A 22,391-nucleotide genomic window follows, 5' to 3' on the forward strand; every position below is an offset into this window, starting at 1 on the left:
ACAAACAGGAGGAAATTTATTATGAGTAAAGTAATAGGTATCGACTTAGGTACAACAAATTCATGTGTTTCTATTTTAGAGGGTGACGAACCTAAAGTAATCCAAAATCCAGAAGGTGCTAGAACAACTCCATCAGTTGTAGCATTTAAAAATGGTGAGACACAAGTAGGTGAAGTTGCTAAGCGTCAAGCAATCACAAACCCTAACACTATTCAATCTATCAAACGTCATATGGGTACTGATTATAAAGTAGACGTAGAAGGTAAATCATATACACCACAAGAAATATCAGCTATGGTATTACAAAACCTTAAAAGTACAGCTGAAGATTATTTAGGTGAAAAAGTTGAAAAAGCAGTAATTACAGTTCCTGCATACTTTAATGATGGTGAACGTCAAGCGACTAAAGACGCTGGTAAAATTGCAGGTCTAGAAGTTGAGCGTATTATCAATGAACCAACAGCTGCAGCATTAGCTTATGGTTTAGATAAAACTGAAACTGATCAAAAAGTATTAGTATTTGACTTAGGTGGCGGTACTTTTGACGTATCTATCCTAGAATTAGGCGATGGCGTATTTGAAGTACTTTCAACTGCTGGTGACAATAAACTAGGTGGAGATGACTTTGACCAAGTTATCATTGATTATTTAGTATCTGAATTCAAAAAAGAAAATGGCGTAGATTTATCACAAGATAAAATGGCGTTACAACGTTTGAAAGACGCAGCTGAAAAAGCTAAAAAAGACTTATCAGGTGTATCTCAAACTCAAATTTCATTACCATTTATTTCAGCTGGTGAAAGTGGTCCATTACACTTAGAAATCAACTTAACTCGTTCTAAATTCGAAGAGTTAGCTGATTCATTAATTAAGCGTACAATGGAACCGACACGTCAAGCAATGAAAGATGCTGGCTTATCAAGCTCAGATATTGATGAAGTAATCTTAGTTGGTGGTTCTACAAGAATCCCAGCAGTACAAGAAGCAGTTAAAAAAGAAGTCGGAAAAGATCCGCACAAAGGTGTTAACCCAGACGAAGTAGTAGCAATGGGTGCTGCAATACAAGGTGGCGTTATCACTGGTGACGTTAAAGATGTTGTATTATTAGACGTTACACCATTATCATTAGGTATTGAAATTATGGGTGGACGTATGAATACACTTATCGAAAGAAATACAACAATACCAACATCTAAATCACAAGTTTACTCAACAGCTGCAGATAACCAACCAGCCGTTGATATCCACGTGCTACAAGGTGAAAGACCGATGGCATCAGATAATAAAACATTAGGTAGATTCCAATTAACGGACATTCCACCAGCTCCACGTGGCGTACCTCAAATCGAAGTTACATTTGATATCGATAAGAACGGTATCGTAAATGTTACTGCAAAAGATTTAGGTACAAATAAAGAACAAAATATTACAATTCAATCAAGTTCTTCACTTTCTGATGATGAAATCGATCGTATGGTTAAAGATGCTGAAGACAATGCAGAAGCAGACAAAAAACGTCGTGAAGAAAGTGATTTAAGAAACGAAGCAGATAGCTTAGTATTCCAAGTTGAAAAAACAATCACTGATTTAGGTGAAAATATCAGCGAAGAAGATAAAACAAATGCTGAAGAGAAAAAAGACGCATTGAAAACTGCTTTAGAAGGCGAAGATATTGAAGATATCAAAGCTAAAAAAGAAGAATTAGAAAAAGTAGTTCAAGAATTATCAGCAAAAGTTTATGAACAAGCTGCTCAAGCACAACAACAAGCTCAAGGTGAAAGCGCAAATGCTTCTAATGACAGTGATGTTGAAGATGCAGAATTCAAAGAAGTTAAAGATGACGAAGATAACAAAAAATAATATTAATCTTTAACACATTCTAGTGCATCATATTAACTAAATATGAGACAATTGCTTAGCCAAAATAAGTCAAAGTCAATTGAACATTGGCTTTGACTTTTTCTTTTTTGCTATAAGTGATTTAACTATAAAGTAAAAGGAGAGAGCATAGTGGCCAAAAGAGATTATTATGAAGTCTTAGGTGTTAGTAAAAGTGCTTCAAAAGATGAAATAAAAAAGGCTTATCGTAAACTATCTAAAAAATATCATCCTGATATTAATAAAGAAGAAGGTTCAGATGAGAAATTCAAAGAAATTTCTGAAGCTTATGAAGTCTTAAGTGATGAAAATAAACGTGCAAATTATGATCAATTTGGTCATGATGGTCCACAAGGTGGCTTTGGTGGCCAAGGATTTGGCGGTCAAGACTTCAGTGGCTTTGGTGGCGGCGGATTCGAAGATATCTTTAGTTCATTCTTCGGAGGCGGACGTCAACGTGATCCAAATGCACCTCGTAAAGGTGATGACCTTCAATATACAATGACTGTTACATTTGATGAAGCTGTCTTTGGTGCTGAAAAGGAAATCTCAATCCGCAAAGATGTAACATGTCACACATGTGACGGTGAAGGTGCGAAACCAGGTACAAATAAAAAAACATGTTCTTACTGTAATGGTGCTGGTCATGTATCAGTTGAACAAAACACAATCCTTGGTAGAGTGAGAACTGAAAAGGTTTGTCCAGTATGTAGTGGTTCAGGTCAAGAATTTGAAGAGCCTTGTCCAACATGTAATGGTAAAGGAACTGAAAATAAAAACGTGAAAATAAGCGTGAAAATTCCTGAAGGTGTAGACAATGAGCAACAAATTAGATTAGCAGGCGAAGGTGCACCGGGAGAAAATGGTGGACCACACGGTGATTTATATGTTGTGTTCAGAGTGAAACCATCAGAAATATTTGAACGTGACGGTGATGATATCTATCACTCTCTAAATGTTAGCTTTGCGCAAGCAGCATTAGGTGATGAAGTAAAAGTACCTACGTTAAATGGTCATGTTATGCTGACAATCCCTGCTGGTACTCAAACTGCAAAACAATTTAGATTAAAAGATAAAGGTGTTAAAAATGTGCACGGATATGGTCACGGGGATCTATTCGTAAATATCAATGTGGTGACACCTACAAAAATTAGTGAAAGACAAAAAGAATTGTTAAGAGAATTTGCAGAAATTAGTGGAGAAGAAATTGAAGAACAACCTTCTAATTTTAGAGATAAAGCTAAGAGATTCTTTAAAGGAGAATAATATATGAATTGGACCGAAATATCAATTACTGCAAATCATGAAGTGTCGCCTATAATAACAAATATTTTAGAAAATGCTGGATCTAACGGGGTAGTGATTGAAGATTCTAAAGATTTAAATCATGATTTTGAAGATAAATTTGGTGAAATCTATAATTTGAAAGCTGACGATTATCCTGAAAAGGGTGTTAGATTAAAAGCTTATTTTAATGATATTAAATTCACTGAAGCATTTAGAGAACAATTAATTGAAAAAATTACAGCGATAGAATCTTTAGATAAAGAACTCTTCAAATTTGAGGAACAATCACTACAAGAACAAGACTGGGAAAATGAATGGAAAAACTACTTCCACCCATTTCGTGCGTCTGAAAAGTTCACGATTGTTCCAAGCTGGGAGCAATATGATAAGGAAGACACTAACGAATTATGTATCGAGCTTGATCCAGGTATGGCGTTCGGTACGGGAGACCACCCAACGACAAGTATGTGTTTGAAAGCAATCGAACAATATGTATCTCCTGCGAATTCAGTAATTGATGTCGGTACTGGTTCTGGTATTCTCAGTATTGCAGCACATTTAATAGGTGCTAAGCGTATTAAGGCACTCGATGTCGATGATTTAGCAGTAAAAGTTGCTAAAGAAAATTTTGCAAAGAACAACTGTGAAAATTATATCGAAGCAATGCCTGGAAATTTATTGCATGATGAAACAGAAAAATTTGATATTGTAATCGCAAATATTTTAGCTCATATTATTGAAGAAATGATTGAAGATGCTTATAATACATTAAATGAAGATGGTTATTTCATTACTTCTGGTATAATTGAAGAAAAACATGAAGCTATCCTTGAACAAATGGAGCGTGTAGGTTTTAAAATTATTTCTATTGATCATGATAACAGTTGGGTATGTATCGTTGGTCAGAAAGTGAGCGAGTAATAATGCAGAGATACTTTATTAACCAAAACGCTGATGAAAATCAGCGTTTTTTTATTGAAGATAAAGGTGATATTCATCATATTGCAAATGTAATGCGTCATCAAGAAGGCAATCATATAATTGTGACATTTAATAATCAAAGTGCATATACTTGTAAGATTATTGCAATTAATATAGATTCTATTGAAGTTGAGAGAGTGGAAAAATTAAATATTGATACTGAGCTACCTCAAAAAATAACTATCTGTAGTGGGCTTATCAAAGCTGATAAATATGAATGGATGTTACAGAAAGCAACTGAATTAGGTGCCAATGACTTTATAGCTGTGGGTATGCAACGGTCAGTTGTCAAATTGACTGATAATAAAGTGGATAAGAAACTTGAACGTTGGCAAAAGATCATTAAAGAAGCAGCAGAGCAAAGCTATCGTCTAGTTATACCAGAAATACAGTATAAGTCGAATTTAAAACTAATATATGATATTATTAATGAATATGATTATGTACTGATTGCCTATGAAGATGCAGCAAAAGATGGGGAAGTTAGCAATTTTAAAAAGCTAGTGCAAAATTTCGAGTCTGGTGATCGTGTATTAGTCATTTTTGGACCAGAGGGCGGCCTTTCTACAGAAGAAGTACAATTGTTTGATACAAATGCTTCACAGATTGGGCTTGGTCCTAGAATTTTAAGAGCTGAAACAGCACCATTATATGTATTAAGTGCTGTAAGCTATCAAAAAGATTTGTTGGGGTGATATTTATGGCAACAGTTGCATTTCACACACTTGGTTGTAAAGTGAATCATTATGAAACTGAAGCGATTTGGCAATTATTTAAAGAAGCAAATTATGATAGAGTTGATTTCGAAACGAATGCGGATGTATTCGTTATCAATACTTGTACGGTTACCAATACAGGAGATAAGAAGAGTAGGCAGGTAATCAGACGTGCAATTAGACAAAATCCGGAAGCAGTGGTTTGTGTAACAGGTTGTTATGCACAAACATCACCTGCAGAAATCATGGATATTCCTGGTGTTGATATTGTTGTGGGGACACAGGATAGAACGAAATTAATCGGCTATATAGATGAATTTAAACAAGAGCGCCAACCAATTAATGGTGTTGGTAATATTATGAAAAATAGAACTTACGAAGAGTTAGAAGTACCATACTTTACTGATCGTACGCGTGCTTCACTTAAAATACAGGAAGGCTGTAATAATTTCTGTACGTTTTGTATTATTCCATGGGCAAGAGGATTAATGCGTTCTCGAGAACCTGAAAAAGTTATTGCTCAAGCAACACAACTTGTTGAATCTGGATATAAAGAAATTGTATTAACAGGTATTCATACTGGTGGATATGGACAAGACTTAAAGAATTATAATTTAGCACAACTATTACGCGATTTAGAAACAGTCGATGGTTTAGAAAGAATTAGAATTTCTTCAATAGAGGCAAGTCAATTGACTGATGAAGTCATTGAAGTTATTGCTAATTCAAATAAAGTGGTTAGACATTTACACATCCCTCTGCAATCTGGATCTGATACTGTTCTTAAACGTATGAGAAGAAAGTATACAATGGCACATTTTTCAGAGCGTTTAACACGCTTGCATGAAGTGTTACCCGGTTTAGCAGTCACTAGTGATGTCATTGTTGGTTTCCCTGGTGAAACAGAAGAAGAATTCCAAGAAACTTATGATTTCATAGTAGATCATCATTTTTCTGAGTTACATGTATTTCCATATTCACCAAGAATCGGAACACCTGCAGCAAGAATGGATGATCAAATTGATGAAGAAGTAAAAAATGAACGTGTACATCGTCTTATCAACTTAAGTGATCAACTTGCTAAAACTTATGCTTCTAAATTCGATCAGGATGTCTTGGAAGTAATACCTGAAGAGGTAGGAGACGAACCAAACACATTGGTAGGTTATGCTGATAATTACATGAAAATTCAATTTGCTGGTGATGAAACATTAATTGGTCAATTGGTTAAAGTAAAAGTAACAAAACCTGATTATCCAATAAATACAGGTGAATTATTACGTGTCGTTGAGCATGCTACAAATAAATCTGATCAAACAGTATTAGTCTAAGGTCTTTGAACAGCTTAAACTAAACAAAATATAGAATATAATTAATAAATGGCCGGCGTATCATTGTATGAAACGTTCGTGCCATTTTTAAAATGTTAAATAAATTTATGCAAGATTGAATGAGAGTGTTAACTATTCATTGAAAATAAATAAGCTTTATTTGATAGAACGCTGTTATAAAAGCCTTTATCATTATATTTTTGCTAATAATAGTTTATTTTTAATATGAAATCACAGATTGTGAAAAGTTGTTAAAAGCTTGATTTGACGCGGTTTTATTGTATATTTAGATTTAAAGTCTATAAAGGAGAAAATTTCCTAATTGACCACATTAATCAGATATATTATACTAACTTATACATGGTTTAATACCATGTAAATGATAATAAAGTTTCGTTGATATTTGGAGGGAGGGAAATACACATGTCTAAAACAGTAGTCAAAAATAACGAATCACTTGAAGATGCTTTACGTCGTTTCAAACGCTCAGTTTCTAAAAGCGGTACGATTCAAGAAGTACGTAAACGTGAATTTTACGAAAAACCAAGCGTAAAACGTAAAAAGAAATCAGAAGCTGCACGTAAACGTAAATTCAAATAATTAATTGTTTCGTTGACTCCCTCAACACCAACATTAATTATAAACAAAGCCTTAGCTGATAATTCAGCTAAGGCTTTTTAATTTGTAGAAATAAATATGCCATGCAATATAAAACGATTGTTTTAATTTGTAAAAAATGATAGAAATACTAGCAATGTAATCAATTTTCAAAATAAATAGGCAATTTTATAATTCTAATATCACTTAAATATTAGAGAAAATAAAATAAAACTAAATATTATGATACTATCCCTATAATCACATAATAATTTCATGTATAATTAAGAGGAGAGCGAGGTGATAGAGTGTTGTCTTCGAGTAGTTTACATACTAACTTTTTAACAGCTTTTGCTGGAAATGGTAATTGGATGAATCATTTGGCAGATTGGATAGTTAATCCAGTGATTGCACTTATTTTGACGTGTATCATTTTTATGGGTTTTCTATATCAACTGTATTCTAAACGGATTAACTTAATAGGTATATTAGCTACTTTAGCTTTACTTATCTTCTTTTTAGGTTTTTTCATAAAAGGAGATGTGAATTTCTATTCCGTTATATTGTTTGGAATTGGCGTACTATTTGTAATCATTGAGTTGTTCGTTGTAGGTGCAATTATAGGTATTATTGGTATAACGCTTATTGTCTTAAGTATTGTCACATTAGGTGATAATTTAATTTTTATGATTGCAAATGTTGTTGTTGCACTTATATTATCAATCATTGAATGGGTGGTACTTGTGAAAATATTCAAACGAAATATTCCATTTTTAGAAAAAGTTGTATTGAAAGATTCTACAAATGCAGAGGCTGGGTACACTTCACACGAAGATCGCTCTTATTTAGTTGGCCAAACTGCGACTACGTCAACTGATTTAAGACCAGCAGGTATTATTACATACAATAATGAACGTATTGATGCAGTTTCTGACGGATCATTTATTTTACGAAATAAGCAGGTCAAGATATTGGAAGTTGAAGGTACGCGTGTTGTTGTAAGAGAAATTGAATCATAAAGGAGAGAAACCATGATCGGATTATTAATTATTGCAGTCATAGTTATAATTGCTTTACTGTTATTATTCTCATTTGTTCCGGTTGGACTATGGATTTCAGCTATAGCCGCAGGAGTTAAAGTAGGAATCGGCACACTTGTCGGTATGAGATTACGAAGAGTATCACCAAGAAAGGTTATTGCACCATTAATTAAGGCGCATAAAGCTGGATTACAATTAACTACGAATCAACTTGAATCACACTATTTAGCTGGTGGTAATGTTGATAGAGTAGTAGATGCAAACATAGCAGCACAAAGAGCAGATATCAATTTACCATTTGAACGTGGTGCGGCAATCGATTTAGCTGGTAGAGATGTGCTTGAAGCAGTACAAATGTCAGTAAATCCAAAGGTAATTGAAACTCCATTTATTGCCGGTGTTGCTATGAATGGTATCGAAGTTAAGGCCAAAGCACGTATTACAGTTCGCGCTAACATTGCACGACTTGTCGGTGGTGCTGGTGAAGAAACAATTATTGCCCGTGTTGGTGAAGGTATAGTGTCGACTATTGGTTCAAGTGAACACCATACACAAGTGCTTGAAAATCCTGATAACATTTCTAAAACTGTATTAAGTAAAGGTTTGGATTCTGGTACAGCATTTGAAATCTTATCTATCGATATTGCAGATGTAGATATCAGTAAGAACATTGGTGCAGATTTACAAACAGAACAAGCATTAGCAGATAAAAATATTGCTCAAGCTAAAGCAGAAGAACGTCGTGCCATGGCGGTTGCACAAGAGCAAGAAATGAAAGCTAAAGTACAAGAAATGCGTTCTAAAGTTGTTGAAGCTGAAGCTGAGGTACCACTAGCAATGGCAGAAGCCTTACGTGAAGGTAATTTAGGTGTCAGAGATTACTATAATCTAAAAAATATTGAAGCAGATACTGGCATGAGAAATTCAATTAATAAACGAACAAATCAAGAAGATGACGAATCACCGGATAAATAATTTAGGGGTGGTTAAATGAGTATAGGTATTATCATTTTTGTTATTTCCGTTATTGTTACGATTATTAGTGCTATTAATGACAATAGTCATAAGGAAAGACAAAAGCAACAAAGACCAACCCATGGCCAACCACAAACCAAAAATGGACAACCGCAAAAGCGTGGTTTCCTTGAAGAGGTTGGAAAGGCCTTTAAAGAAATTGAAAAACAATTGAATGAAGAGCCGACGACAACAGGGCCTAGACCTCAACCTTCAAAACCATCGGAACCAAGTTCGGAAAAAATGGAAACACCACAACCAACAAGACCAACTACAGTATCATCTAATGAACAAAGTGAAACGGAAGCCGAGAAAGAGAAACGTACACAAAATCAAAAAGATGAACAGTTAAGAAAAGAATTAGAACAAACACTAATGGGTGATTTACAAGATGTTAAATCTGAATTAGATCGTGAGAATGAAAAGAAATTGCAGCGAACAGAACGTAAAGCACGCGCTATTATTGCTGATAAAAATTTATCTGAGCGAACAAAACGTTATCGCTTGAAGCAGTTGATTTACTCTCATAAAATGCAAAGTTCTAATGTAAATGGTCAATTTCGATTTGATAACGATGAAGTGGTAAATGGAATTATATGGTCAGAAATATTAGAAAAACCTAAACAATTATAAGTAAGTATAAGCTAGGAAATCAATCTTAAATTATATAGCCCTTAAATGTAGTTTTAGACTTCATTTGAGGGCTTCTTTATCTTTAAATTCAAGGTGAATTAGTATAAAAAATCAATAAATAAACTAACTAACGATAATCAGGCGAGATTTAAGCGAATTATGTTATTAAGAAATTATACTTGTAGTGAAAATATTGGTCTACATTAATACGTTTAAATAGATTAGTAAAAAACAACCTAAAGTACATTTGAAATGGCTAGCTGGTACTTAACAACAAGTGTTATTGACCTATGTTTACAAGTCGTTAAATTAATTATTGTTAAGTGATACAATGCATTTTATTAATGCTAATTATTAAAGCAAAATAAGTTGTTTTATATTTTATGATACCGTTGATACTGTAATATTAAATTAAATTTGTTAATATAACGTAAAGTTTCATACAAAGGTAAGCAATTTAAATCGCTTTGAAATGATATAAAGATAATTCATGATATAATTGAAATGTAATAATTAGGTTGAATAGATAGCTATATTACAATAGTTAAGATGATTTTTTGAAAAATTATTTTTGTATCTTAAAATCTAATAAGATAAAATAAGTGTAAACGACAATGTTTGAAAAGGAGCAACTATATGCCTGGAATTATTCAAATTGATGACATCAATGAAGCACAAGCACTCATTGGTAATAATGATGAACACCTTAAAGCAATTGAGGAAGGATTTGATGTCATTGTACATGCTCGAGGACAAGAAATTGCTGTGAGAGGTACACAAATTGAGCATGTAGAACAAGCTGAATCAGTACTAATTAATTTATTGAAAGTCATACAACAAGGTGTTTCAATTTCTTTGAAAGATGTCGAAGCAGCAATTAAAATGGCTAAAAAGGGTACGATTCAATACTTACTTGATTTATATGATGATGAAATTACTAAAGATGCATTCGGCAAGACAATTAGAGCCAAAACGATGGGGCAACGTCTATATGTTAATGCAATGCATCATAATGATTTAGTATTCGGTGTAGGACCAGCCGGAACAGGTAAAACATTTTTAGCAGTAGTTTATGCTGCTAAACAGTTAAGAAAAGGTAATGTGAAACGTATTGTTTTAACTAGACCTGCAGTTGAAGCAGGTGAATCTCTAGGTTTCTTACCAGGAGATTTAAAGGAGAAAGTCGATCCATACTTAAGACCATTATACGATGGCTTGAATACAGTACTTGGTAGAGAACAAACTGCAAGATTTATTGATAGAGGAATAATTGAAATTGCACCATTAGCATATATGCGAGGTCGTACATTGGATGATGCTTTCGTTATTTTAGATGAAGCACAAAACACGACACACGCACAGATGAAAATGTTTTTAACACGATTAGGATTCGGTTCGAAGATGGTAGTTACGGGAGATCATACACAAATCGACTTACCAAAAGGTGTTAAAAGTGGCTTGAAAGAAGCGATTAATAAGTTAAAAGATGTTAAAGGTTTAAGTATTCATCATTTAGATCAAAGTGATGTTGTACGTCACCCACTTGTCAGTAAAATTATTGATAAATACGAAGGAGATGAATAAATGTTTACGATTGATTTTAATGATCATACAGACTTAGTTAAAGATGAATGGTATGAGCAAATTGATAAATTGCTTACATTTGCAAAAGAGCAGGAACAAATTGAAGGTGAAGCTGAATTATCAGTTACATTTGTAGATAAAGATGAAATACAAGAAATTAATAAAACATATCGAGATAAAGATAAAGTTACAGATGTAATTTCATTTGCTTTAGAAGAAGATGAACCAGAAATAACGGGTCTTGATATGCCACGTGTATTAGGAGATATTATTATCTGTACTGATGTTGCAAATGAACAAGCGGAAAGCTATGGTCACTCATTCGAAAGAGAACTAGGCTTTTTAGCATTACATGGATTCTTACATTTATTAGGATATGATCATATGAATGAAACAGATGAGCAAGAGATGTTCGGAAGACAAGATCAAATACTTAATGCCTATGGATTAACAAGAGATTAATTGTATGAAAAGGTTTAAATACGCTTTTCAAGGTATGATGATACTATTCAAAAAAGATTCCAAGTTCTTAATGCATGTGTTAGTAGGTATTGTCACAATTATTTGTGGATGGTTCTTTCAGATATCTACACTAGATTGGCTGATGATTGTTATTGCAATTGGACTGGTACTTGCTTTTGAAGCAATCAATACAGCAGTTGAATATGTTGTAGATTTAGTAACTACTGAATATGATCCGTTAGCTAAACATGCAAAGGATGTCGCTGCATTTAGTGTGATGTTAGCATCCATTGTAGCATTAGTAATAGGTTTAGTTGTTTTTCTACCTTATTTGTTCTGAAAGTAGTGCAATTCTATAAAAATTGTTTATACTTAGAGAGCATACGTTTTATCTATCAAAACAATTGTAGTTGAATAGGGGAGAACATAAAATGGCATATCAACCACATTATTTTACAGAAGTTAGAGAAGCACAATCGAGAGCTTATGTACCATATAGTAAGTTTAAGGTAGGCGCATTTTTAAAAACCAAAGACGGACAGTCTTTTTACGGAGCCAATGTAGAAAATGCAGCGTATCCTATGACAATTTGTGCAGAAAGATCAAGTTTAGTATCAGCAATTTCACAAGGATATCGACCTGGTGATTTTGAGTCGATAACAATTACAGTAGATGCAGATGAACCATCCTCGCCATGTGGTGCTTGTCGACAAGTGTTGAAGGAACTATGTGATGATGACATGCCAGTGTATATGACGAATCAAACTGGTAAAGTGATAGAATCAACTGTGGAACAATTATTACCCTTAGGGTTTTCTGGAAAGGATTTAAATTAATGGCAGAACATAAATCAGGTTTTATATCAATAATTGGGAGACCAAATGTAGGCAAATCTACCTTTGTAAACCGTGTAATCGGACACAAAATTGCAATTATGTCTGACAAAGCACAAACGACAAGAAATAAAATTCAAGGTGTTATGACTCAAGATGACGCGCAAATCATCTTCTTAGATACGCCAGGGATTCATAAACCAAAGCATAAATTAGGAGATTATATGATGAGTGTAGCCAAAAACACACTATCTGAAATTGATGCAATTATGTTTATGGTTAACGTTAATGAGGATATTGGTCGCGGTGATGAGTATATCATGGATATGCTAAAATCTATCAAAACGCCAGTGTTTTTAGTGTTAAATAAGATTGATTTAGTACATCCAGATCAATTAATGCCAAGAATTGAACAATATAAACAATATATGGATTTTACTGAAATTGTCCCGATTTCAGCTTTAGAAGGTCTAAATGTTGAGCACTTCTTAGACGTATTGAAGTCTTATTTGCCAGCTGGACCAAAATATTATCCAGATGATCAAATTTCGGATCATCCTGAACAATTCGTAGTCGGAGAATTAATTCGTGAGAAGATTTTACATTTAACTAGTGAAGAAATTCCTCATGCAATCGGGGTGAATGTTGATCGAATGATAAAAGAAGATGAGGATCGAGTTAGAATCGAAGCGACTATTTATGTGGAACGTGATTCTCAAAAAGGTATTGTAATTGGTAAAGGCGGTAAGAAATTAAAAGAAGTAGGTAAACGTGCGCGACAAGATATTGAAAGATTACTCGGATCTAAAGTTTATTTAGAATTATGGGTTAAGGTCCAAAAAGATTGGCGCAATAAGGTGAACTTTATACGACAAATGGGCTATCTAGAAGATCAAGATTAAATTTGAGAGTCGGTGAGCTGCGATGTTACTCAAACAAAAAGGCATAATAATAAAGGCAGTGGATTATGGCGAATCCGATAAAATTATAACCATTTTAAATGAGCACGGTGCCAAGGTTCCATTGATGGTTAGAAAAGCAAAAAAGAGTAGAAGTGGACTACAAGCTAATACACAATTATTTGTGTACGGCTTGTTTATTTATTCTAAATGGAAAGGTATGGGTACATTAAGTACGGTTGACGTTATAGAACAAAACTATCATTTGAGGTTAGATATTTATGAAAGTAGCTTTGCTAGTTTATGTACCGAAGTCATCGATCGTTCCTTTGAATATGAAGAAGTTTCACAATATAGTTATGATTTGTTGCACTTTGTTTTAGAAAAGATTAAAGCAGGTGTATCTGCGCAATTAATGTCAGTTATTGTTTTATTAAAATACATGAGAAAGTTTGGATTTAATGCGATTTTTGACCGATGTGTAGTAACGAATGACCCAGACCAATCTAAATTAGTTGCATATAGTTTCAAATTTGATGGCGCGATATCAAATACTGTTATTGATCGTGATCCTCATGCTTTACAGGTATCTAATAAAACATTGTATTTATTGGATATTTTACAGAAATTACCATTTAAACAAATGAGTTCGTTAAGTATTCATGCTGAGGTAGTTGATGAAATGTCGACACTTGTCATACTACTGTATAAAGAATATGCAGGAATGTATTTTAAAAGTCAAAAATTAATCAACCAATTACATAGATTAGATCATCTATCATAATATACGGGTATTAATTACATTTGTAGCTACAGAATATGATTAAACTTTTTAAAATAAATAGTAATATAAAAACCGGTTAGTTACTGATAAGTTCAGCAACCAGCCGGTTATTTATTATATTAAATTAACTAAAATTTTGTTTTTTCAGCTAAGAAAGCTTCTAATTCAGAAATTGGCATACGTACTTGTTCCATTGTATCACGGTCACGTACTGTAACTTGTTGATCTTCTAAAGAATCGAAATCAAATGTTATACAATATGGTGTACCGATTTCATCTTGTCTACGGTAACGTTTACCGATAGATTGAGATTCATCAAAGTCAATTGAGAAAGTAGCACTTAAATTCTCGAATACTTTAATTGCTTCGCCTGATAATTTTTTACTTAATGGTAAAACTGCAGCTTTATAAGGTGCTAAAGCAGGGTGGAAACGTAATACTGTTCTTGCATCTTTACTTCCTTCTACACCTTCTTCTTCATATGCATCACATAAGAAAGCAAGTGTAACACGGTCAGCACCTAATGAAGGCTCGATACAGTATGGAATATATTTTTCGCCAGTTTCTTGATCGTGATATTGGAAATCTTCACCAGAATGTTCGCTATGTTTTTTCAAGTCGAAATCTGTACGGCTAGCGATACCCCATAGTTCACCCCAACCAAATGGGAAGCGATATTCGATATCTGTTGTTGCATTTGAATAGTGTGATAACTCATCTTCATCATGGTCACGTAAACGTGTATTTGCTTCACTTAATTTTAAATCTTTTAACCATTGGCTTGCGAATGTCTTCCAATAATTTTGCCATTCAATTTCTTCACCTGGTTTACAGAAGAATTCTAATTCCATTTGTTCGAATTCACGAGTTCTGAAGATGAAGTTACCTGGAGTGATTTCATTTCTAAATGATTTACCAATTTGTCCGATACCGAATGGTAGTTTTTTACGCATCGTACGTTGCACATTCTTATAGTTAACAAAGATACCTTGTGCTGTTTCAGGACGTAAAAATATTTCATTAGTTGAATCTTCAGTAACACCTTGGAAAGTCTTGAACATTAAATTGAATTGACGGATATCAGTCCAGTTTGCAGTACCACTGACTGGACAAACAATACCTTCTTCATCAATTATACGTTTCATTTCATCGAAGCTTAAACCATCAGCAACAAAGTTTTCGTCACCTTTTTCATTAGCCATATAATCTTCGATGATTTTATCTGCACGGTAACGGATTTTACTGTCTTTGTTATCAATCATTGGGTCATTAAAGTTACCCAAGTGACCTGAAGCTTCCCATGTTTTTGGATTCATAAGAATAGCAGCATCAATACCAACATTATATGGTGATTGAGTAATAAACTTTTGCCACCATGCTTTTTTCACATTATTTTTTAATTCGACACCTAGTGGACCGTAATCCCATGTGTTTGATAATCCACCATAAATGTCACTACCTGGAAAAACGAAACCTCTATGCTTCGCTAGTTGTACAATTGTTTCCATATCTTTTGCCATTTACAAAATACACTCCTTTTTTACATAAAAACGCCCCAAGACAAAGAAATAAGCCTACAGCTTAAATCCTTATCTTGGGACGAGTTAATCACTTTTAATCACATTAAAATAAATGTGTTCTTATACTAGATAATTGTTAACCCGCGGTTCCACCCAAATTAGTGTGTACACTCGCTTTTAACTATAATTTAATTGTAGCCATTAATCATTGTTAAGCTCTCACTATCCTTAACTCGCTTTAAATATAATTTTAATGTATTGCATGTTTATAAGCAAGTAAATAGATGTATTTGTAGCAATTAATAATAGTATGTATAATTAAGGAGAATGAATAAAGGGGTGAAGACCTATAGAACTGAGTAAGAGACAACAACAAATTGTTGAAATAGTGAAAAGTAACGGTCCAATTACAGGGGAGCATATCGCAGAGAGATTAAATTTAACAAGGGCAACTTTAAGACCTGACTTAGCTATATTAACAATGTCAGGAATCTTGGAAGCTAGACCAAGAGTAGGTTATTATTATTCTGGTAAACCAAAAAATAAATTAATTGCTGACGAATTAAAGCAATATATTGTAAAAGATTATGCATCTCATCCAGTAGTAGTGAAAAATGAGATGTCTATATATGATGCCATTTGTACTCTTTTTCTAGAAGATGTGAGTACATTATTTGTTATTAATAAAAATGGAGATTTCATAGGTGTATGTTCAAGAAAGGATCTACTTAGAGCATCTATGATAGGTGAAGATATTCATACTATGCCTGTAGATATTATCATGACACGTATGCCGAACCTTCATTTTGTATTAGAAGATGAACGTGTCATCCATGCAGCTAACTTAATGATTGAGAAGGAAATTGATTCTTTACCAATCGTAATGAAAAAAGATAACGGTAAATATGAAGTAAAAGGTAGAATTTCAAAAACAACTATAAATAAAATATTTGTATCATTATTTAATGAATAGGTGGTAGTAATCATGGAAAATATAAAGATAATTGTTGCATCTGATTCAGTAGGTGAAACAGCTGAACTCGTTGCTAGAGCATGTATTTCGCAATTTAATCCAAATCAATGCGACAGTGAAATACATAGGTATCCATATATAGAAGCATTGGAAAATGTTGATGAAGTTATTCAAGTTGCTCGAGATACAGAAGCAATAGTAGTATATACGTTAGTTAAACCAGAAATTAGAAAGTATATGGAAGCTAAATTAAAAGAATATGCAATTAAATCAGTTGATATTATGGGACCTTTGATGAATATCTTATTGGATAAAATCGATGAACAACCTTATTTTGAACCTGGTTTAGTACACAGATTAGATGAAGCATACTTTAAGAAAATTGATGCGATTGAATTCGCAGTTAAATATGACGATGGCAAGGATCCAAAAGGCTTACCAAAAGCAGATATAGTATTGTTAGGAATTTCGCGTACTTCAAAGACGCCTTTATCACAATATTTAGCACATAAGAGTTATAAAGTAATGAATATACCAATAGTCCCTGAAGTTACGCCACCAGATGACCTATTTCAAATAGATCCAGCTAAATGTATTGCTTTAAAGATAAGTGAAGAAAAGCTCAATAAAATACGTAAAGAGCGATTAAAGCAACTCGGATTAGGAGATAGTGCAAGATACGCAACAGAACAACGTATAGCAGAAGAATTGAATTATTTTCATGAATTAGTTGAGAGGATAGGCTGTCCAGTACTTGATGTTTCAGATAAAGCAATAGAAGAAACAGCAAATAATATAATCAGCATTATTGAGCAAAATAGTTTCAAAAATAATTAAAAACATTTATACTATTATAATTAATGTTTAATAGGTGATATATTTGCGAATTGATCAAGCAACAATAAATGAAATTAAAGATAAAACTGACATACTAGATTTAGTAAGTGAATATGTGAAATTAGAAAAGAGAGGACGCAATTACATTGGTTTGTGTCCTTTTCATGATGAAAAAACACCTTCCTTTACCGTTTCCGAAGATAAACAAATATGCCATTGTTTTGGTTGTAAAAAAGGTGGTAATGTCTTTCAATTCACACAAGAGATTAAAGGTCTTTCTTTTACCGAAGCTGTTAAAGAATTAGGCGAAAGGGTAAATATAAAGGTAGACACAGGTAGTTCAACCTATGAGGCTGCAGAAGGTCATCAAGTTGCGTCAGATGATTTGAAGATGATTGAAATGCACGAATTAATGCAAGAATATTATCATTATGCATTGAAGAAAACAGTCGAAGGTGAAGCGGCGCTTAATTATTTAAAGGAACGCGGGTTTACAGAGGATTTAATAGATAGTAGAAAAATAGGTTATGCACCGAACAATTCTCATTTTTGTCATGACTTTTTACAGAAGAAAGGTTACGATATACAACTTGCATATGAGGCTGGTTTATTATCAAGAAATGAAGAGAACTTCAGTTATTATGATAGATTTAGAGATAGAATTATGTTCCCGCTAACAAATGCTCAAGGGCGTACTGTTGGTTATTCAGGTAGAACATATACAAATCAAGAACCTAAATATTTAAACAGTCCAGAAACACCTATTTTCCAAAAGCGTAAATTGCTATATAACGTGGATAAGGCACGAAGAGCGATCAGAAAGATTGATGAGATTATATTATTAGAAGGATTTATGGATGTTATTAAATCTGATCAAGCTGGATTGAAACACGTTGTGGCAAGTATGGGTACTCAGATTTCTCAAGAGCATATCACATTTATCAAAAAACTAACGTCGAATGTAACTTTAATGTTTGATGGTGACTTTGCTGGTAGTGAAGCAACATTAAAAACAGGTCAAATGCTCTTACAACAAGGATTGAATGTCTTTGTAGTTCAATTACCTAAAGATATGGATCCTGATGAATACATTGGTAAACATGGGGCTGAAGCTTTTAATTATTATGTAGAGCATGAGAAGAAAGCATTTGTTCTGTACAAAGTTAATTTGCATCAAGCAGAAATCAACAATAATGACCTTGCATACGAACGATATTTAAAAGAAGTGACAATGGATATTTCTTATGTTAAATCAGTAATTCAACGTAAAAAGATATTGCAAGAAGTGTCAGAATTGTTTAAAGTTAGCATGGATAGTCTAATTAATGAAGTAGGACATCAACAAGACAATAGTCAGCCCCAATTTCACCAAGTACCGTCATTACCTCAATTTAATAATTTAACTAAACAGGAAAAGGCGGAACGGGCACTATTAAGACATTTTATGAACGATAAAGATGTTTTTCTTAATTATCATCAATCACTTCAAACTGAAGACTTTACAAATCAATTTTTTAAGCGTATATTTAATGTTTTACGTGAGTTTTACTCAGAAAATGATACGTTCAATATTAGTGATGTGTTACAATACGTCGATTCCAATGAAATTAAAGAAGCATTGATATCATTAGATAACTATATGATCAATGAAGAACCGTATGAGCATGAAATTGATGATTATTTAAACACTATAATATCTAATAGAAATGAAGAAACAATTGAATCACTTAATCATAAGCTCCGGGAGGCTTCTAAATTAGGTGATATGGAATTACAAAAATACTATTTAGAAAAGATTGTAAATTTCAATAAAAATAGAATGAGTTAAATCAAAAATGAATATATTTGTATATTAATGCTATTGACAACATGTATATTGAAGTATTATTCTAAATTAGTTTCATTAATTTTTGTCTTTATAATATTTTAATATCTAGTTGATATTATATTCGGGAGGCCATTTCATGTCTGGAAATAGAGTTAAAATAAAAAAACAAACCATTGATCCATCTTTAACAATAGAAGATGTAAAAAAACAATTAATTGAAAAAGGTAAAAAAGAAGGACATTTAAGTCATGAAGAAATTGCTGAAAAAATGCAAAACTTCGAAATGGATTCAGACCAAATGGATGAATTCTTTGATCAATTAACTGACAATGATATTAGTTTAGTTAATGAAAAAGACAGTTCTGATACTGATGAAAAGTTAAATCCAAATGATTTAAGTGCCCCTCCAGGAGTTAAAATAAATGACCCAGTCCGTATGTATTTAAAAGAAATTGGACGTGTGAATCTTTTAAGTGCACAAGAAGAGATTGAATTGGCTAAAAAAATCGAACAAGGCGATGAAATTGCAAAATCTCGTTTAGCAGAAGCTAACTTACGTCTTGTAGTAAGTATTGCTAAAAGATATGTAGGCCGTGGTATGTTATTCCTTGATTTGATTCAAGAAGGAAACATGGGCTTAATTAAAGCAGTAGAAAAGTTCGACTTCAGCAAAGGGTTTAAATTCTCGACATATGCAACTTGGTGGATTCGTCAAGCGATTACACGTGCTATCGCCGACCAGGCAAGAACGATTCGTATTCCTGTGCACATGGTTGAGACAATCAACAAATTAATTCGCGTACAAAGACAATTATTACAAGATTTAGGCCGTGATCCAGCTCCTGAAGAAATTGGTGAAGAAATGGATTTACCACCTGAAAAAGTAAGAGAAATCCTTAAAATTGCTCAAGAACCAGTCTCTTTAGAAACGCCAATAGGTGAAGAAGATGACAGTCATTTAGGTGACTTCATTGAAGACCAAGAGGCGCAAAGTCCTTCTGATCATGCTGCTTATGAATTATTAAAAGAACAATTAGAAGATGTGTTAGATACATTGACTGACCGAGAAGAAAATGTATTACGACTACGTTTTGGTTTAGATGATGGTAGAACGCGTACATTAGAAGAAGTAGGTAAAGTCTTCGGTGTTACTCGAGAACGTATTCGTCAAATCGAGGCTAAAGCGCTTAGAAAATTAAGACATCCAAGTAGAAGTAAACGTTTGAAAGACTTTATGGACTAATTTTTCAGCTCTTTTGTACAAAGTACAAAAGAGCTTTTTACATATTATGTGAGGAGAAACAAGATGATTCCATTAAATCAAAGACTTAAGAATGTAAGTAAGTATATTATTGGAGATTTATTAGCAGATATTGGTTCTGATCATGCATATTTACCAATTTTTGCTATTGAAAATAACTTAACAAAACAGGCTATAGCTGGAGAGGTAATTAAAGGACCGTTTGAAGCTTCTCAAAGAAGTGTTGCTGAGCATCAACTTGGGAAAGTAATTGATATAAGATTAGGTGATGGTTTATCTGTATTAGAGGACTCAAATAACGTCACGACAGTGACAATCTGTGGCATGGGCGGACCTCTAATTGCTAAAATTTTAAATGAAGGTCAGTTCAAACTTAATAATAAACCACGTTTGGTGTTACAGAGTAATGTGCAATCTAGTGCAATCAGAAAGTTATTACCTAATTTAGGATATACAATTACCAATGAAGAAATTTTTGAAGAAAAAGGACATATATATGAAATAATTGTTGCAGATTTTAGTGAGCATCCAGGTACAATGACTGAGCAAGCATTAAAATTTGGCCCGGTATTATTGTTGAATAAAAATGAATACTTTTATAAAAAATGGCAACACGAAAAGGATGCATTATTAAAAATTAAAAGTAATTTGAATGAGCAACAACATGCAACTCGATTGGATGAGATTAATAAAGAAATTAATTTGATTAATGAGGTGTTATAAATGAAAATAAGTGATTTATTAAAGGTAATTAATAATCATGTACCATTTACAACAGCAGAGTCGTGGGACAATGTTGGTTTACTTATTGGTGATGAAAACGCTGAAATAACAAGTATTCTCACTGGACTGGATTGTACTGTTGATGTAGTTAATGAGGCTATTGAATTAGGCGCAAATACAATTATTTGTCATCATCCATTAATATTCAAAGGTTTAAAACAAATCAATGAACAAGATGGTTATGGAGCAATTATTCGTAAAATCATTCAAAATAACATTAATTTAATTGCTATGCATACAAATTTAGATGTTTATCCAAAAGGCGTAAATGCTATGTTAGGAGAAAAGTTAGGTTTACAAAATATGCGAATTTTAAACCCTGAAGTGATAACCTATTATAAGGTACAAGTTTTTATTCCTGAAGCAAATCTAACAGATTTTAAAAGTAAATTGAGTAAGTATGGTCTTGCTCAAGAAGGTGACTATGAATATTGTTTCTTTCAAAGTCAAGGAACTGGACAATTCAAACCAGTTAATGGTGCGAATCCTTATTTAGGTACGATGAATGAAATTGAATCAGTTAATGAAATGAAATTAGAATTTATGATTACAGAGCAGCAGCAACAGTTAGCAATAGATTTAATTAACCAATATCATCCATATGAAACCCCAGTATATGACTTAATTCAACTTACAAGAGAAGCTGATTATGGATTGGGCATGATTGGTAAACTTACTCAATCTTACAACGTGCCAGACTTTGTACAATATGTAAAAGAACAATTAAATATGCCGAGTGTACGCTTTATAGGCAATAACCACTCACATATTGAAACTGTAGCAATTATTGGTGGTTCAGGTATTGGATATGAATATTTAGCTGCTAGTAAAGGGGCAGATCTATTTATTACAGGAGATATTAAACATCACGATGCATTAGATGCGAAAATTGATGGCGTGAATTTACTTGATATTAACCATTATAGTGAATATGTTATGAAAGAGGGATTAAAAGCATTACTAATAAATTGGCTTGCAGAACAAGATCAAACAGTGAAAGTAAATGTATCCCAAATTAATACAGATCCGTTTACTTATTATTAAATAATGTCGATTTAATAAATAAGTTTAACTATAATTAGCTTGACGGTTATGGTATTTTCAATATTTATTTAATTTTGTTCAAAATTACTAACGAATGCTTTATAAT

The 22,391-nt window shown here is 33.0% G+C and carries 22 protein-coding genes; 21 read left to right on the plus strand and 1 reads right to left on the minus strand.

Features of this window, described 5'->3' with window-relative positions:
- The first annotated feature begins 21 nt into the window (after window positions 1-21).
- The 15 genes from dnaK to recO all read left to right on the plus strand — a co-directional run bounded on the left by dnaK (window position 22) and on the right by recO (window position 14,039).
- Window positions 22-1,860, plus strand: a complete 1,839-nt coding sequence (dnaK, locus tag SH09_RS05135; RefSeq protein WP_042738553.1) for a molecular chaperone DnaK — start codon at window positions 22-24, stop codon at window positions 1,858-1,860.
- A 150-nt stretch (window positions 1,861-2,010) separates the two neighbouring features.
- Window positions 2,011-3,144, plus strand: coding sequence for a molecular chaperone DnaJ (gene dnaJ, locus SH09_RS05140; protein WP_042738554.1), 1,134 nt, complete (start codon window positions 2,011-2,013; stop codon window positions 3,142-3,144).
- A gap of 3 nt (window positions 3,145-3,147) precedes the next feature.
- Window positions 3,148-4,086 (plus strand): 50S ribosomal protein L11 methyltransferase, encoded by a 939-nt coding sequence (gene prmA / locus SH09_RS05145; protein ID WP_042738555.1) that lies wholly within the window; start codon window positions 3,148-3,150, stop codon window positions 4,084-4,086.
- 2 nt (window positions 4,087-4,088) lie between these two features.
- Window positions 4,089-4,841: a 16S rRNA (uracil(1498)-N(3))-methyltransferase gene (locus SH09_RS05150; protein WP_042738556.1), complete on the plus strand. Its 753-nt coding sequence runs from the start codon at window positions 4,089-4,091 to the stop codon at window positions 4,839-4,841.
- Window positions 4,842-4,846: 5 nt separating this feature from the next.
- Window positions 4,847-6,193 (plus strand): tRNA (N(6)-L-threonylcarbamoyladenosine(37)-C(2))-methylthiotransferase MtaB, encoded by a 1,347-nt coding sequence (mtaB, locus tag SH09_RS05155; RefSeq protein WP_042738557.1) that lies wholly within the window; start codon window positions 4,847-4,849, stop codon window positions 6,191-6,193.
- 423 nt (window positions 6,194-6,616) lie between these two features.
- The gene (gene rpsU / locus SH09_RS05160; protein ID WP_042738558.1) at window positions 6,617-6,793 is read left to right on the plus strand and encodes a 30S ribosomal protein S21; all 177 of its coding nucleotides are present in this window, start codon (window positions 6,617-6,619) and stop codon (window positions 6,791-6,793) included.
- Window positions 6,794-7,098: 305 nt separating this feature from the next.
- Complete coding sequence (locus tag SH09_RS05165; protein ID WP_042738559.1) at window positions 7,099-7,809, plus strand: NfeD family protein; 711 nt, start codon at window positions 7,099-7,101, stop codon at window positions 7,807-7,809.
- 12 nt (window positions 7,810-7,821) lie between these two features.
- The gene (gene floA / locus SH09_RS05170; protein ID WP_042738560.1) at window positions 7,822-8,805 is read left to right on the plus strand and encodes a flotillin-like protein FloA; all 984 of its coding nucleotides are present in this window, start codon (window positions 7,822-7,824) and stop codon (window positions 8,803-8,805) included.
- A gap of 15 nt (window positions 8,806-8,820) precedes the next feature.
- Window positions 8,821-9,477 (plus strand): hypothetical protein, encoded by a 657-nt coding sequence (locus SH09_RS05175; protein ID WP_042738561.1) that lies wholly within the window; start codon window positions 8,821-8,823, stop codon window positions 9,475-9,477.
- 636 nt (window positions 9,478-10,113) lie between these two features.
- On the plus strand, window positions 10,114-11,061 hold the full coding sequence (locus SH09_RS05180) for a PhoH family protein (protein WP_042738562.1): 948 nt from the start codon (window positions 10,114-10,116) through the stop codon (window positions 11,059-11,061).
- A complete protein-coding gene (gene ybeY, locus SH09_RS05185) occupies window positions 11,062-11,523 on the plus strand; it encodes an rRNA maturation RNase YbeY (protein ID WP_042738563.1) in 462 nt (153 codons plus the stop codon).
- A 4-nt stretch (window positions 11,524-11,527) separates the two neighbouring features.
- Window positions 11,528-11,863, plus strand: coding sequence for a diacylglycerol kinase family protein (locus SH09_RS05190; protein WP_042738564.1), 336 nt, complete (start codon window positions 11,528-11,530; stop codon window positions 11,861-11,863).
- 91 nt (window positions 11,864-11,954) lie between these two features.
- Window positions 11,955-12,359, plus strand: a complete 405-nt coding sequence (gene cdd / locus SH09_RS05195) for a cytidine deaminase (protein WP_042738565.1) — start codon at window positions 11,955-11,957, stop codon at window positions 12,357-12,359.
- The gene (gene era, locus SH09_RS05200) at window positions 12,359-13,258 is read left to right on the plus strand and encodes a GTPase Era (RefSeq protein WP_042738566.1); all 900 of its coding nucleotides are present in this window, start codon (window positions 12,359-12,361) and stop codon (window positions 13,256-13,258) included. The genes cdd and era overlap by 1 nt, the downstream gene beginning before the upstream one ends.
- Window positions 13,259-13,280: 22 nt before the next feature.
- Complete coding sequence (gene recO, locus SH09_RS05205) at window positions 13,281-14,039, plus strand: DNA repair protein RecO (RefSeq protein ID WP_042738567.1); 759 nt, start codon at window positions 13,281-13,283, stop codon at window positions 14,037-14,039.
- Window positions 14,040-14,167: 128 nt separating this feature from the next.
- Here recO and SH09_RS05210 read toward each other — a convergent pair whose 3' ends face one another.
- Window positions 14,168-15,559, minus strand: a complete 1,392-nt coding sequence (locus SH09_RS05210) for a glycine--tRNA ligase (protein ID WP_042738568.1) — start codon at window positions 15,557-15,559, stop codon at window positions 14,168-14,170.
- 349 nt (window positions 15,560-15,908) lie between these two features.
- Between SH09_RS05210 and SH09_RS05215 the strand changes: the two genes are divergently transcribed.
- The 6 genes from SH09_RS05215 (at window position 15,909) to SH09_RS05240 (ending at window position 22,285) form a co-directional block, all read left to right on the plus strand.
- Complete coding sequence (locus SH09_RS05215; protein ID WP_082039184.1) at window positions 15,909-16,532, plus strand: helix-turn-helix transcriptional regulator; 624 nt, start codon at window positions 15,909-15,911, stop codon at window positions 16,530-16,532.
- Between the two features lie 12 nt (window positions 16,533-16,544).
- The gene (locus SH09_RS05220) at window positions 16,545-17,369 is read left to right on the plus strand and encodes a pyruvate, water dikinase regulatory protein (protein WP_042738569.1); all 825 of its coding nucleotides are present in this window, start codon (window positions 16,545-16,547) and stop codon (window positions 17,367-17,369) included.
- A 43-nt stretch (window positions 17,370-17,412) separates the two neighbouring features.
- Window positions 17,413-19,197, plus strand: coding sequence for a DNA primase (gene dnaG, locus SH09_RS05225; protein WP_042738570.1), 1,785 nt, complete (start codon window positions 17,413-17,415; stop codon window positions 19,195-19,197).
- 136 nt (window positions 19,198-19,333) lie between these two features.
- The gene (gene rpoD, locus SH09_RS05230; RefSeq protein WP_042738571.1) at window positions 19,334-20,440 is read left to right on the plus strand and encodes an RNA polymerase sigma factor RpoD; all 1,107 of its coding nucleotides are present in this window, start codon (window positions 19,334-19,336) and stop codon (window positions 20,438-20,440) included.
- A 63-nt stretch (window positions 20,441-20,503) separates the two neighbouring features.
- Window positions 20,504-21,181, plus strand: coding sequence for a tRNA (adenine(22)-N(1))-methyltransferase (locus SH09_RS05235; protein ID WP_042738572.1), 678 nt, complete (start codon window positions 20,504-20,506; stop codon window positions 21,179-21,181).
- Complete coding sequence (locus tag SH09_RS05240) at window positions 21,182-22,285, plus strand: Nif3-like dinuclear metal center hexameric protein (RefSeq protein WP_042738573.1); 1,104 nt, start codon at window positions 21,182-21,184, stop codon at window positions 22,283-22,285.
- Window positions 22,286-22,391: the final 106 nt, after the last annotated feature.

It is taken from the genome of Staphylococcus gallinarum (assembly GCF_000875895.1).
GTDB lineage: Bacteria > Bacillota > Bacilli > Staphylococcales > Staphylococcaceae > Staphylococcus > Staphylococcus gallinarum.

Coding starts and splice junctions, on each gene's coding strand:
- dnaK (WP_042738553.1), top strand. CDS start 22: ATGAGTAAAGTAATAGGTATCGACTTAGGTACAACAAATTCATGTGTT.
- prmA (WP_042738555.1), top strand. CDS start 3,148: ATGAATTGGACCGAAATATCAATTACTGCAAATCATGAAGTGTCGCCT.
- SH09_RS05150 (WP_042738556.1), top strand. CDS start 4,089: ATGCAGAGATACTTTATTAACCAAAACGCTGATGAAAATCAGCGTTTT.
- mtaB (WP_042738557.1), top strand. CDS start 4,847: ATGGCAACAGTTGCATTTCACACACTTGGTTGTAAAGTGAATCATTAT.
- rpsU (WP_042738558.1), top strand. CDS start 6,617: ATGTCTAAAACAGTAGTCAAAAATAACGAATCACTTGAAGATGCTTTA.
- floA (WP_042738560.1), top strand. CDS start 7,822: ATGATCGGATTATTAATTATTGCAGTCATAGTTATAATTGCTTTACTG.
- SH09_RS05175 (WP_042738561.1), top strand. CDS start 8,821: ATGAGTATAGGTATTATCATTTTTGTTATTTCCGTTATTGTTACGATT.
- SH09_RS05180 (WP_042738562.1), top strand. CDS start 10,114: ATGCCTGGAATTATTCAAATTGATGACATCAATGAAGCACAAGCACTC.
- ybeY (WP_042738563.1), top strand. CDS start 11,062: ATGTTTACGATTGATTTTAATGATCATACAGACTTAGTTAAAGATGAA.
- SH09_RS05190 (WP_042738564.1), top strand. CDS start 11,528: ATGAAAAGGTTTAAATACGCTTTTCAAGGTATGATGATACTATTCAAA.
- cdd (WP_042738565.1), top strand. CDS start 11,955: ATGGCATATCAACCACATTATTTTACAGAAGTTAGAGAAGCACAATCG.
- era (WP_042738566.1), top strand. CDS start 12,359: ATGGCAGAACATAAATCAGGTTTTATATCAATAATTGGGAGACCAAAT.
- recO (WP_042738567.1), top strand. CDS start 13,281: ATGTTACTCAAACAAAAAGGCATAATAATAAAGGCAGTGGATTATGGC.
- SH09_RS05210 (WP_042738568.1), bottom strand. CDS start 15,559: ATGGCAAAAGATATGGAAACAATTGTACAACTAGCGAAGCATAGAGGT.
- SH09_RS05220 (WP_042738569.1), top strand. CDS start 16,545: ATGGAAAATATAAAGATAATTGTTGCATCTGATTCAGTAGGTGAAACA.
- rpoD (WP_042738571.1), top strand. CDS start 19,334: ATGTCTGGAAATAGAGTTAAAATAAAAAAACAAACCATTGATCCATCT.
- SH09_RS05235 (WP_042738572.1), top strand. CDS start 20,504: ATGATTCCATTAAATCAAAGACTTAAGAATGTAAGTAAGTATATTATT.
- SH09_RS05240 (WP_042738573.1), top strand. CDS start 21,182: ATGAAAATAAGTGATTTATTAAAGGTAATTAATAATCATGTACCATTT.